The following is a 13,362-nucleotide window of genomic DNA, read 5'->3' as shown; positions in this document are numbered from 1 at the left end:
TATGCGATTTCATACAAGAGATTCTAGGGGATTATTATAACAAAAACCTAGCCAATAATAATGACTAGGTTTGCCCAAAGAGGTTATTTGGTTGAATATTTTGCGATAAAATCTTCAATTGGTAATCGAAAGTCTAAATAACGGTCTTCTAATTCCTCACGAGACCATTGCCACCAAGCAATTTCTTGCAAGGCTTGAATCGTTGCTGGATCAAAACGGTATTTGATGATCTTGGCAGGCACACCGCCAACGATTGCATAAGGGGGCACATCTTTGGTTACAACTGCATTTGATGCAACCACTGCACCATTGCCGACTGTGACACCCGCTTGAATGATTGCGCCATGACCAATCCATACATCGTTACCAATGGTCGTGGTTCTTTCTTTGCGTTTGGTTAGGAATTCGCTATCTTTTGGTGCAAAACCATAGCCTTCACCATTATACGCAAATAGGTGCTGACTAGGTCTTTCGTATGGATGATTGGTCGGTCCAATGCGGACGGCAGCTGCAATACTAACAAATCGGCCAATACAGCTATTTTGAATAAAGCAATATTGCCCGGTGTACGTATAGGTATCCAACGTAGAATGGTCGATATGGTTCGCTTCTCCTACTTCTACATAGTCCTTCAAGTGACTGTCTTGAACTTGGGAATCTTTGCCAATAATTGGTTGTTCATCATGAAATTCTGTGATCGATAAATGCATATCCATCATCCTTTCTTGCGTATTGCTATCATTCTACCGTACTTTTATGTAGTATTTGATTAATAAGCATTTTGAAAGAGGGGGGATCTGGATGAGAAATATCTTTTTACTGGATGATATAACCGAACCGACCAAAAGCAAAGCAGCACAAAAAGGCTATACTTTTCATGATTCAGTTACACCAGAAGCTGTTTTCGTCAGAAGCAAACAAGTGCCAGATTCTTTGATCACACCTGAACTGGCAGTCATTGCTCGATCAGGCACTGGAACGAATACCATCAATATTGAAAAATGTACAGAAAATGGCACGGTAGTCTTTAATAGTCCCGGCGTCAATGCCAACGCGGTCAAAGAATTGCTATTGTTAAACTTATTTTTGCGCGTGCGGCCGGTAGAAAAAGCTTACGAGATAATGGCGCAAATCAAAGAAGAAGTGCTGCAGGGAATCATCCCCGCCGATAGTGTTTTAGATGTTGCACAAGAGCGAAGAACAACGATCATTGGTGAGGAATTGGCAGGCAAGACAATTGGTATTCTTGGATTAGGGGAAATTGGGGAACGATTGGCAGAGGCCTGTTTTCATTTAGGCATGGACGTGATTGGTTATGCGCGTACCCAAAAAGATAGTCAGTATTTCGAACAGACGGCTGAACTTGCGGAATTGTTGGAAGAAGCTGATTTTGTTGCTATTTTATTGCCGTTAAATGATCAGACAAGAGGGCTGATCAATACAGAATCATTGGCGCACATGAAATCAGAAGCGATCTTGCTAAACTTTGGCAGAGGAGAAATCGTGGATGAAACAGCTGTGTTGGCCGCGTTAAATCAAGGGACGCTCACACAGTACATCACGGATTTTCCGACAGCTAATTTGTTGAACCATTCACAAGTCATATGTTATCCGCATATTGGCGGAACGACCATCGATGCTTTGACCGCTGGCGATCAAGTCGTTTTTGCCAATATGGATCGATTTATACGTTACGGCACAATTAAAGAAGCCGTTAATTTTCCGCAAGTAACACTCCGGTTTTTGGCACCTTATCGGATAACGATATTTCATAAAGATGCTCCCGGAGCACTAGCGCCTTTGTTAAGATTGCTATCGGAAGCGGCTGTTGATATCGAGCACATGGCAAGTGAACGAAAAGCGGGTATGGCATATACGATCATTGATGTGGCAGATCAAGAGAAAGAGGTGCAACAAGCTATTTCTTTATTGCGTGAATTACCGCAAGTCCATCGTGTCCGTCTGTTGCGCAATCCCCATCTTGTTGAATAGTTGTCAGCCTGTTCAATTCTTGTTATTATGAAAAAAAATACAAAGGAAGTTTCGCATGACTAGTCAGTTCCAAAATAAAAAGAAAGTTGCATTACCTAGATATCAGCAGATTGCTGTTGAAATCGCTGAGCGTATTGTCGAAAATCGCTATCAGGTAGGGCAAAAAATCCATGCCCGCTCTACATTAGCCAGCAATTTCAATGTATCACCTGAAACTGCGCGAAAAGCCATCAACGTATTGGTCGACCTTGAAATCATGGACGTCCGTCACGGCAGCGGCGCCTATATTGCGTCAAAAGAAAAAGCCCAGGCTTTTGTTGAACAATATCAAGATGTCCAAACGATCCAAGAAATTCGCGCCGATATTTTAGAAAGTGTTGATCGTCAGCAGCAAGAATTGAATCATTTTTCGGAGTTATTGAATGTATTGGTACAGCAAACCAAGAAGGTGCACCATATGAGTCCATTCGTGCCTTTTGAATTGTCTTTGACAGAAGAGGCTCAGCATCTAGAAAAAAGTGTCAATGAGTTGAATATTTGGCAAGTGACCGGGGCTACGATCATTGCGATTCAAACGGCACAAGAATTATTGCTGTCACCTGGCCCATATGCGAAATTCAGTGCGGGCAACAAAATCTACTTTGTGGGTAATGAGCTTTCGCTGCAACGGATGACCAACTTCTTTTATCCAACTGAACACCATTAGATCCTAAAAATTCGTCTGCTTTTACATAGATTGTAAAGTAGGCGAATATTTTTTTTGACAAAGTGACCACCACTTGTTAAGATAGTATGGTCACTTTCGTGAAATTTTTCAGAAAAAGGAGTAATTTTCATTTGAGTAAAGTTAGAGTGGAACATTTAACCAAGATTTTTGGCAAGAAGAAGCAACAGGCTTTTGCCATGATTCAAGAACAACGCAGCAAAAATGAAATTCTAGAAAAGACCGGCGCAACGGTAGGGGTCTATGATGTCAATTTTGAAGTCAACGAAGGAGAAATATTCGTGATCATGGGCTTATCAGGGAGTGGGAAGTCGACCTTGATTCGTCTTTTGAATCGGTTGATTGAGCCTTCTGGTGGAGATATTTATATTGATGACGTGGATATTGCCAAAATGAGCAAAGAGGAATTGCGGGAAGTCCGTCGGCATAAAATCAATATGGTTTTTCAAAGTTTCGGCTTATTCCCTCATCGCACGATTTTAGAAAATACCGAATATGGGTTAGAAGTCCGTGGCGTATCCAAAGAAGAACGAACGAAAAAAGCAGAAAAAGCGCTAGATAACTCAGGATTATTGTCTTTCAAAGACCAATACCCTGACCAGCTATCTGGCGGGATGCAGCAACGGGTTGGTTTGGCTCGGGCGTTAGCCAATGATCCTGAGATCCTTCTGATGGATGAGGCCTTTTCAGCATTAGATCCATTGATTCGCCGCGAGATGCAAGACGAGTTATTAGAATTACAAGCCAATGTACAAAAAACCATTATTTTTATTACGCACGATTTGAACGAAGCTTTGCGGATCGGGGATCGAATCGCCTTGATGAAAGATGGGCAAATCATGCAAATTGGAACTGGTGAAGAGATTCTGACCAATCCGGCCAATCAATATGTGCGCGACTTTGTGGAAGATGTCGACCGTTCGAAGGTCTTGACTGCGCAAAACATCATGGTCCCAGCGTTGACCACCAATATTGAAATTGATGGACCAAGCGTTGCGTTGAATCGGATGCGTAAAGAAGAAGTCAGCATGTTACTGGCTGTAGACAAACGCCGTCACCTTAAAGGCAGTCTAACAGCTGAGTCAGCCAGAGAAGCCCGAAAAAATAATTTGACGTTAAAAGCTGTCATTGATAAAAACGTCAAAAAAATCGATAAAGACATGTTAGTCACTGATATTTTCAATTTGATTTATGACTCTCCAACACCATTAGCGGTCGTTGAAAATGATCGATTGATCGGCGTCGTGATCCGCGGCAGTGTGATCGAAGCACTGGCAGAAACGGATACAACGTCACACAATGTGGAAGGAGTGGTCATCAATGGGTAACTTTTTACAACAAACAATTCCGGTAGCTGATTGGGTCGAGGCCTTTACTGAATGGCTAACAGGAACATTCAGCGGTTTATTCTCTGCACTGCAATCTTTTGGACAATTGATCATGGATACCATCACCAATGTCTTATTGTTCGTACCGCCTTTGGCATTGATTGTGTTAGTAACGATCGCCGCCTTTTTAGTGTCAGGTAAAAAATGGGGACTCACTGCATTTACATTTGTCGGTCTGCTCTTTATCTATAATCAAGGCTTATGGACTGATTTGATGAATACTGTGACTTTGGTCTTGCTTTCTAGCTTGGTGTCGATCATCATCGGTATTCCATTAGGGATTTTGATGGCCAAAAGTGAAAAAGCGCAAAGCATTATCACCCCAATTTTGGACTTTATGCAAACCATGCCTGGTTTCGTATATTTGATTCCAGCAGTTGCCTTCTTTGGTATTGGTATGGTCCCAGGGGTCTTTGCTTCAGTGATCTTTGCGTTGCCGCCAACAGTGCGGATGACCAACTTAGGGATTCGTCAGATTTCTCGTGAATTGGTCGAAGCTTCAGATTCATTTGGCGGTACTGGTTGGCAAAAACTGATCAAGCTTGAATTGCCATTAGCCAAAAGCACGATTTTGGCTGGTGTCAATCAAACAACGATGTTGGCACTATCCATGGTCGTTATCGCATCAATGATTGGTGCTCCAGGTTTAGGTCGCGGTGTCTTATCCGCATTGCAACGGGCACAAGTGGGTAATGGTTTTGTCAGCGGCGTGTCATTGGTGATCTTGGCGATCATTATGGATCGCTTTACCCAAAACTTGAATAAACCAGCACACAAGAAACAAGTAGCTGCAGGCAAAAATCGCAAACAAAAAAGAATATTTGGCGGTGTTGCTGCAGTAGCAGTCGTTGCGCTAATTGGCGCTTCAGTTGCCTTTGGCAATGTGTCAGATAACAAAGGTACAGTCAATCTGGCTTATGTCGAATGGGATACGGAAGTTGCTTCAACTCATGTAGTAGCGGAAGTGTTATCTGAAATGGGCTATGAAGTCAATACGACGCCTTTGGACAATGCCATTATGTGGGAGTCTGTGGCAAAAGGTGAAGTGGATGGTATGGTCGCTGCTTGGCTACCTTCCACGCATGAAGCACAATATGAACAATATCAAGATCAAGTAGAAAACTTAGGCCCGAATTTAGAAGGGGCCAAATTAGGAATCGTTGTTCCTAGCTATATGGATGTGGATTCCATTGCGGATCTTTCTGATGAAGCGGGCAAAACGATCACTGGAATCGAACCAGGTGCCGGTGTTGTTTCAGCAGCTGAGCAGACAGTAGCAACCTATGACAATTTATCTGACTGGCAAGTTGCGACCTCCTCTTCAGGTGCGATGACCGTCGCATTGGGACAAGCAATCAAAAATCAGGAGGATATCGTTATTACTGGTTGGTCGCCACACTGGATGTTTGCTAAATATGACTTGAAATATCTGGATGACCCTGAAGGAACGATGGGAGATGCTGAAAGTATCAACACAATGGTTCGTCAAGGTTTATCAGAAGATATGCTTGAAGTCTATGAAGTGTTAGACAAGTTCAGTTGGACCCAAGAAGATATGGAAGAAGTCATGTTAGCCATCAATGATGGCACTTCTGCCGAAGATGCCGCCAAAGATTGGGTGGACAACCATGCAGAAGAAGTAGCTGCTTGGACGAAATAAAGACAAATAAAACCAGCCTTTTGGGCTGGTTTTATTTGTCTGATGGAATCTAAAATCATTTGTTTTATTTTCCTTGGGCAATGATTTTGGCTTTCTCAGTATTGGCAAAATGCAGCTTAGCATATTTACCTAATAACTCTTCACCGCCGATTTGTAAAATCTTGGCAGCAACCAAGTCTGATGGATGGCCAGCACCAGAAGGTACCTTAAAACCGAGTTCTTTCGACGCTTTATCGAGTGCATCTAAAAAGACTGTACGGCAAAGAATCGATGCTGCAGCGACAGATAGATGATACTGTTCACCTTTTGTAGCAAAAAATAATGGAGCGGTGACAGCGTGCTTTTCCGCTTTTAGATAGGTGCGGTAATTTTTTTCTGATGTAAATTGATCGATCAAAATTGCTTCTGGTTTTTGCGGTGCGATTTTTTCCAACAATAGACGGATTGCTTGATTATGCAACGCAACCTTCATACGGACGGTATTATAAGCTGGCTGAATTTGATTGTATTTTTCAGGCGTGACGGTCAACAGCTGAAATGGGACCAAAGCTTTGATTTTTGGCGCCATTGCACGAATCTGCTGATCAGTCAACATCTTAGAGTCTTTGACGCCCATCTCTTTTAAACGAGACAAATGACCTTGCTCCGCATAAACAGCACAGACCACCAACGGGCCGAAATAACTGCCATTGCCGACTTCATCGCTGCCAATGGCATTTTTTTCACTGAAGCCAGCAGGTAATGTATTGGCTGCAACCGTTTTTTTCTGGGTGCTTGCAGTTGCATTGCCCCAAAGCGCCGCCTCTTTTTCAGCGTTTGCACCTTGGAACATTATTTTTCCTGACTGATAGGCAGTGATGGTGGTTTGATTCTTCTTTGCTGTAAACAGGGTATAAGGTGCTGTTTTGGCTAAACGGTCTGATTGATAATATTGCGTGATTTTTTTCATTTCATTTGTTGACACTTTGATGACGATCGCAGACATATCCTTCCTCCTCAATCTTTGTTTTTGCAGGCAAAAACAAAGGATACATGAAGATTTTATCATACTTTCAGCAGTTTTTTTGACTTGAATCGGGAATAGGTTGTTGAGGCATGGAAATTCAAAGGGAAATCACGTATAATAATGAAGAGTTTGCGACAAGGGTGCTTTAGGTGATAGAATAATACAGAATGTAAGCAGTGGGAGGAAGTTTTCCTATGACGGAGCAAAAAAAACGCTACAAAGCAGTGATTGCGAATCAAAATTATACGATCATTGGCCGCGAGAGCAAAGAACATATGGATATGGTGACCAAACTGGTGAATGAACAACTGTTGGAGATCATGCAGTTATCCCCTCAAACGGACAGAGAACAAGCATCGATTTTGTTGGCAATCAATGCTATTTCTGATCAATTGAAAAAACAAGAACAAGTATTGGTCCTGCAAAAGAAAGTCGATGAATTACGCAGTCAAGCCATCAAAGCAACCGAATTAGAAAATCGGATCAAACGGATCGAAGCGATTGAATCAGAGGCTCGGAAAGTGCTTGATGAAACTGGACGCAGTGATGTAGAGATCCACAATCATGTGGAAGCACAACAGATTTTGAATGAACAACGAAAACGCAATATTCAAGAAAAAACAGCCCATGGCTAGTGTGGCGTAGAAAGGATACCTAAATGATTGGATTAGTGGTTGCGATTCTGCTCTTAGCTGCCTTTTACAGTGGGGCGCGTCGGGGAACCAGTTTACAGTTGGTTTCAGTGTTAGGGTATATACTCTCTTTCATGGTGGCCGTAGCGAAATACCAAGAAATTGCAAAAAAAATTGAATTATATGTTCCTTATATGTCAGTCACAGCAGATTCTAAACTAAAATATTATGATCTGGAAATGGCATTAGACTTAGACAAAGCCTATTATGCGGCAGTGGCTTTTGTGATGGTCCTATTCGCTGGATGGCTGATCACCAAGTTGGTGGCGATTTTTGCAGATAGCTTACGATACAAACGGCTGCGTTTTTTGTATGGCTATGATTGGGTATTGGCAGGAGTTTTGAATGTGGTATTGATGTATATCAATCTCTATATTTTTTTCATGATTCTCTCAATGATCCCTTTTGCAACAGTACAAAACTTATTTGATAAAAGTAGTACAGTCGATTTTATTGTCAATCATTCTCCGATAATTTCAGACTATTTCTATCGAATTTGGATCACAGATGTGATTGGTTAAGACTTCGAGGCAGATGGTTGTATAGCCAGACTGCCTTTTTTACAGCATATAACAGCAAAGCAGGTGAAAATAGTGAATAAAAAAATATTAACCGTATTGGCATTTGACCAAGTCAAGCAAAACATTGCTCAGTATATCGTCACGGCACAAGGGAAAGAAATTCTTGAGAAATTGGTTCCTTCAAGTGATGAACAAGTGATTACCGCTTGGCTATCAGAAACGCAAGACGCATTGAAAGTGCAACGATTGCGTGGGGGCATTCCAGTGCCGAAAATCGAAAATATCCGTCCGCAAATGAAACGTATCGAAATCGGTGCCGATCTGAATGGTATTGAGTTGGCGCAAGTCGCGCGGGTATTGTCTACCACCCAAGAGCTCAAACGCTTTTTTGAGGATTTATCTGATGGTGAAATTGAGTTTGCCCGTTTATATCATTGGGAAGAACAATTGGTTTCATTGCCGACATTGAATCGTCGGTTGAAAGAAGCAATCGATGAAGATGGTCGGGTCACAGATGATGCTTCTCCAGCGTTAAGAGGCATTCGCCAATCGATTCGCCGGGCAGAACAAACGATTCGTGAAACGTTAGATAATATCGTTCGCGGCGGAAACGCGAAATACTTAAGCGACACGATCGTTACGATGAGAAATGACCGCTACGTGATTCCCGTCAAACAGGAATACCGCGGCGTGTTTGGCGGTGTTGTTCATGACCAAAGTTCTTCTGGTCAGACATTATTTGTTGAACCGAAACAAGTAGTCGATCAAAACAATCGCTTACGGCAACATCAAATTGCAGAGCGAGATGAAATCACGCGGATCTTAGCAGAATTGTCGGCAGAACTGGTCCCATATCAAAAAGAGATATTGCACAATGCCTATGTGATTGGCCAATTAGATTTCATGAATGCCAAAGCCCGCTTTGGTAAAGAAATGAAAGCAATCGTACCAGGAATCAACCGCGAGAACCATGTGGTGTTCAAACAAGCACGACATCCCCTGATCGATCAAGAAAAAGTGGTGCCGAATGATATTCAAATCGGACAAGACTATCAAGCCGTGGTCATCACAGGACCGAATACCGGTGGGAAGACGATTACCTTGAAAACGCTGGGACTTTTGCAAATCATGGGACAAGCAGGCTTACCGATATTAGCAGAAGAAGAGAGCCAAATGGGCATCTTTACTGAAATTTTTGCGGATATCGGGGATGAACAATCGATTGAACAAAGTTTGTCGACATTTTCTTCTCATATGACGACGATTGTTGATGTTTTGGATAAAGTCGATGCCCATAGTTTGGTTCTATTCGATGAATTAGGTGCCGGAACGGATCCTCAAGAAGGGGCTGCTTTGGCGATTGCGATTTTAGATGATTTAGGTGCCAAATCAGCCTATGTCATGGCGACGACCCATTATCCAGAACTGAAAGTTTATGGTTACAACCGCGCCAATACCATTAATGCGTCGATGGAATTTGATGTCGACACGTTAAGTCCTACGTATCGTCTCTTGATTGGTGTACCCGGACGAAGCAATGCCTTCGAGATTTCCAAACGGTTGGGGTTGCCAACCGATATTATTGATCAGGCCAAACAAATCATGGATGGTGAAAGCCAAGATTTAAACGAAATGATCGCTGATTTGGAAAATCGCCGCAAAATGACTGAAACCGAATATTTGGATATTCGTCATTATGTCAAAGAAGCCCAAGACCTACACAAGGAATTGCAAAATGCCTATGGCTACTTCTTTGAAGAACGAGAAAAAGAATTGGCTAAAGCGCGGAAGCAAGCCAATCAAATCGTAGAAGAGGCCAAAGAAGAATCAGAAAAAATCATTGCTGATATCCGCAAAATGCAATTGGCGGGTGGTCAAAACAAGGTCAAAGAACATGAATTAATTGATGCCAGAACGAAATTATCTGGATTGCAGCAAGAAGAAAAATTACAGAAAAACAAGGTATTGCAAAAAGCCAAAGCCGCCAAAACCTTGAAAGTTGGCGATGAAGTATTGGTGACATCTTATGGGCAACGCGGGGTCTTATTGAAACATGTTGGAAAAAATCAATGGCAAGTACAAATCGGCATTTTAAAAATGACCTTGCCAGAAGCAGACTTGCAGCCAGCAGCACCTGTCAAAGAACCGGTCCAGCGAATTGTCAATACAGTGCGCGCTGCAGATAGCAGTCCTGTTATCAATCAATTAGATTTAAGAGGAAAACGGTATGAAGAAGCTTTGGCAGAAGTCGATCAATATTTAGATGCGGCGATCTTGGCAGGTTACCCGCAAGTCACGATCGTTCATGGTAAAGGTACGGGTGCATTACGCCAAGGCATTACCGAGTATTTGAAAAACCATCGCTCGGTCAAAAGCTTTGAATTTGCCCCAAGCAACCAGGGGGGCAATGGTGCAACGATTGTGAAATTTAAATAATTCTTACCTTTTGTAAGCAGACGGTTTTAAAAAAGTATTGATCCGTGTTATACTTTTTCTAGTCACATAAATGGAGGGAAAGTACAATGGCATTAGAAATTACAGATAAAACTTTTGCAGAAGAAACCGATAAAGGTTTAGTCCTGATTGATTTTTGGGCAACATGGTGTGGTCCTTGTCGTATGCAAGCACCAATTTTAGAACAATTAGCAAGTGAATACGATGAAGATGAATTAAAGATCGTAAAAATGGATGTGGATGAAAATCCTGAAACACCCGCTTCATTTGGCATTATGTCGATTCCAACATTATTGTTGAAAAAAGATGGTCAAGTGGTGGACAAAGCGATTGGCGTACACACCAAAGATCAATTGAAAGCATTGATTGCTGAACATAGCTAAGCTTTCTTTTCATCATTTGAGCAAAGACTCGTCTTTGCTCTCTTTTTTTTATGTTTTTTTGGGGTCAGTGGTATACTTAATATGTAGATTTGATTCATCTGTTTATTGTAACTGGGTCTTTAAGAAAACAAAGGGGGAGTAAGGATGAAAAAGGTGAAACGTCGGTTGCTGAATGGGGCTTTTGCTTTTCTATTATTAGCGACACCGATTCTGGGAACAGGAATCGAGGTTTTCGCAACAACAGAAACTAGTAGCACAGCAGAAAGTGCTGCACGAACTGATAGTACGAGTGATACGGATCAAGAAAACAGCACAATCGGAACTGGTGACAATCAAACAAATGAAGTGGAAAGTTCCACCTCAGAAATCGAATTGGGCACCGATGTAGACGAAGGTTCAGATGTTCCAGCATCATCTGAAGAAATCATCAAGGAGCAACCGCCAGAATCGACTGCAACAGAAAATGAATCATCTGAAGCGCGTCAAGACAGTTCGACGAGTGAGGAATCTGAGTCACAAACCAGTAATTCTTCTTCTGAAGAAGCAGAGACGATCGTGGTGGATGAAGTGACCGGGTATGCACCACAGTATGTGAAGTTGAAAACCATCACGATAAACGATACAGAAAATATACCGGCTACCAGTTTGCTCTATCAGCTGTCAGACAGCACTTTAACTGAGAATGGATCGAACCAAGCGTTGGCCGGCCAAGTATTCAAAAGCACAAAGAAATATCAAGACCCCACGACCAATCAAGAATACCTTCTTTTACAAAATGAGCAAGGTGAAGTTGGTATCGTTGCGGCTGCTGCCGTGTCGATTGCTTCTGGTACGTTAAAATCAGAGCAAATATATGTCACGATCCAAAAAAACAATTATTCGCTTTGGGAGTCTGTTTTCTTGGACAAGCAATTGACTACCACTGCGAATTACAATCAAAAAACGTATCAAGTCAAAGAAAGTTTTTACAAAAACAGCAACAAAGCAACTTACTACGCATTATATGGGAATGATCAAACCTTCATTGGCTGGATCAATGCAGCTGGAACCAAAACGGCCGCCAATGCGGGAGGGGTATGGCAAAAGGAAAACAAGTATGCCACGATCACCAGCAGCAATTATACCTTATGGAAAAACTTCAATTGGACAGCCAAAAAAGGTACAAGTGCTTCTATCAATGGGCAAACTGTTAAAGCAACTGGTAAATATCGTCATTTCAATGGCTCAACGTATTATTCTCTTTATGACAAAAACAACAAATGGCTTGGGTACATCAATGCCACAGGTGTAAAATTGTCCAGCAGTGCCCAAGGAACGTATCAAAACTATGGCAAGTATGTCACCTTGACCAAGAAAAATTACACGATTTGGGGTAATTTTAGTTGGTCAAGCAAGAAAAACAATACGACGACTTTAGCAGGCAGAACCTATCTTGCTAAAGGAAAATATGGACATGCCAATGGGCCGGTTTACTTGTCATTGTATGACAAAAGTGGCAAGTGGATCGGTTATTTAAATGCCGATGCAGCAACAGTCGCTAAAAATCAAGGGGGTACTTGGCAAAGTGAGAAACTGAGTGTCCAAATGAAAAATGGGAATTATACATTGTGGCAAGATCTCAATTTTTCAAAGAAAAAAGCCAGCAGTAAGGATTACCTCAACCAAACGATCCAAGTAACTGGTAAGTATCAACATTACAATGGTTCGACGTATTATTCATTATACAAAAATAACAAATGGCTGGGCTATATCAACGCGACTGGGGTGAAAACAGCCCACACGATCTATTCGCAAAACACGATCAGCCGCTATGTGATCGTCAACAACAACAGTGGCAATTTCTTTGACAAAGCGGATCCCAATAGTACCAAGTTAGGTGCCAAGAGTACTTACAAAGGGTACATGGCACAAGCAACAAAACTAGCTAAGACCAGTGACGGCAACTATTTATATTTGGTGTCTCCTGCTGGTAAGATCGGCTGGATCAAAGAAAGTCAAACCTATAGTGTCAACAGTAATTTCTGGATGTATACGACAGGTGGGAAGTACCCATCATTAAATGTCAAAAACCTGAATATTCACGTATCGATCAGTAAGCAAAGAGTCTATATCAAATCAGGTGACAAAGTCATTTACACCATGCTCTGCTCAACTGGCGCAGTGGGAACCCCGACGCCATTAGGGAACTTCCGCATCCAAGCGGAAAAAGGTCCAGCTTTCTCAGGGGCAGCGTACTATCGCTCGTTTAAAGGTCATGGAATATATTTGTTCCATACCATCCCTACAAGTATTGCTTGGTCAACCAATACCTTTAGTGCGGTAGAAGGACGTAAGTTAGGTACCCGGGCATCTCATGGCTGTATTCGCTTAGCAGTCCCTGATGCCAAATGGTTCTATTACAATATGCCTTATAATACGCCAGTTAAAATCGTCAATTAAACAGATGCGCTGTTTCCGTAATGGAAATGGCGTTTTTTTGTTTGAAAGGGTTTGACACGCTGTGTAAGATTCGCTACTATATCATTAAGTGATATAGTTTGCG

At 42.0% G+C, this 13,362-nt stretch carries 11 protein-coding genes; 9 read left to right on the top strand and 2 right to left on the bottom strand.

The annotated features are described in order from the left end of the window. Positions 1–83: 83 nt before the first annotated feature. Positions 84–710, bottom strand: coding sequence for a DapH/DapD/GlmU-related protein (locus IGI41_RS11655; protein ID WP_430612827.1), 627 nt, complete (start codon positions 708–710; stop codon positions 84–86). A 91-nt stretch (positions 711–801) separates the two neighbouring features. Here IGI41_RS11655 and IGI41_RS11650 point away from each other — a divergent pair, with 91 nt between their 5' ends. The 4 genes from IGI41_RS11650 to IGI41_RS11635 all read left to right on the top strand — a co-directional run bounded on the left by IGI41_RS11650 (position 802) and on the right by IGI41_RS11635 (position 5,764). After that, complete coding sequence (locus IGI41_RS11650) at positions 802–1,992, top strand: phosphoglycerate dehydrogenase (protein WP_430609933.1); 1,191 nt, start codon at positions 802–804, stop codon at positions 1,990–1,992. A 55-nt stretch (positions 1,993–2,047) separates the two neighbouring features. Further along, on the top strand, positions 2,048–2,698 hold the full coding sequence (locus IGI41_RS11645; protein WP_430609932.1) for a GntR family transcriptional regulator: 651 nt from the start codon (positions 2,048–2,050) through the stop codon (positions 2,696–2,698). Between the two features lie 131 nt (positions 2,699–2,829). After that, positions 2,830–4,044: a quaternary amine ABC transporter ATP-binding protein gene (locus IGI41_RS11640; RefSeq protein WP_430609931.1), complete on the top strand. Its 1,215-nt coding sequence runs from the start codon at positions 2,830–2,832 to the stop codon at positions 4,042–4,044. Then, complete coding sequence (locus tag IGI41_RS11635; RefSeq protein WP_430609930.1) at positions 4,037–5,764, top strand: ABC transporter permease/substrate binding protein; 1,728 nt, start codon at positions 4,037–4,039, stop codon at positions 5,762–5,764. Before IGI41_RS11640 ends, IGI41_RS11635 begins: the two co-directional genes overlap by 8 nt. Positions 5,765–5,828: 64 nt before the next feature. On the opposite strand, the gene rnhC is transcribed toward IGI41_RS11635, so the two are convergent. Further along, positions 5,829–6,749 carry a ribonuclease HIII gene (rnhC, locus tag IGI41_RS11630; protein WP_430609928.1) on the bottom strand — a complete coding sequence of 307 codons (921 nt, stop codon included), beginning with the start codon at positions 6,747–6,749 and terminating at the stop codon, positions 5,829–5,831. 215 nt (positions 6,750–6,964) lie between these two features. Between rnhC and zapA the strand changes: the two genes are divergently transcribed. The 5 genes from zapA to IGI41_RS11605 all read left to right on the top strand — a co-directional run bounded on the left by zapA (position 6,965) and on the right by IGI41_RS11605 (position 13,259). Next, positions 6,965–7,405: a cell division protein ZapA gene (zapA, locus tag IGI41_RS11625; protein ID WP_430609927.1), complete on the top strand. Its 441-nt coding sequence runs from the start codon at positions 6,965–6,967 to the stop codon at positions 7,403–7,405. Between the two features lie 23 nt (positions 7,406–7,428). Further along, a complete protein-coding gene (locus IGI41_RS11620) occupies positions 7,429–7,983 on the top strand; it encodes a CvpA family protein (RefSeq protein WP_430609926.1) in 555 nt (184 codons plus the stop codon). Between the two features lie 72 nt (positions 7,984–8,055). Continuing rightward, a complete protein-coding gene (locus IGI41_RS11615; protein ID WP_430609925.1) occupies positions 8,056–10,419 on the top strand; it encodes an endonuclease MutS2 in 2,364 nt (787 codons plus the stop codon). Between the two features lie 86 nt (positions 10,420–10,505). Beyond that, the gene (gene trxA / locus IGI41_RS11610) at positions 10,506–10,820 is read left to right on the top strand and encodes a thioredoxin (protein WP_054115496.1); all 315 of its coding nucleotides are present in this window, start codon (positions 10,506–10,508) and stop codon (positions 10,818–10,820) included. Positions 10,821–10,964: 144 nt separating this feature from the next. Beyond that, positions 10,965–13,259, top strand: coding sequence for a L,D-transpeptidase family protein (locus IGI41_RS11605; RefSeq protein ID WP_430609924.1), 2,295 nt, complete (start codon positions 10,965–10,967; stop codon positions 13,257–13,259). Positions 13,260–13,362 lie beyond the last annotated feature (103 nt).

The sequence above is a fragment of the Enterococcus sp. DIV0876 genome (genome assembly GCF_050529585.1).
In the GTDB taxonomy this organism is placed as follows: domain Bacteria; phylum Bacillota; class Bacilli; order Lactobacillales; family Enterococcaceae; genus Enterococcus_D.
This window is presented reverse-complemented; position numbering and strand designations above follow the sequence as displayed.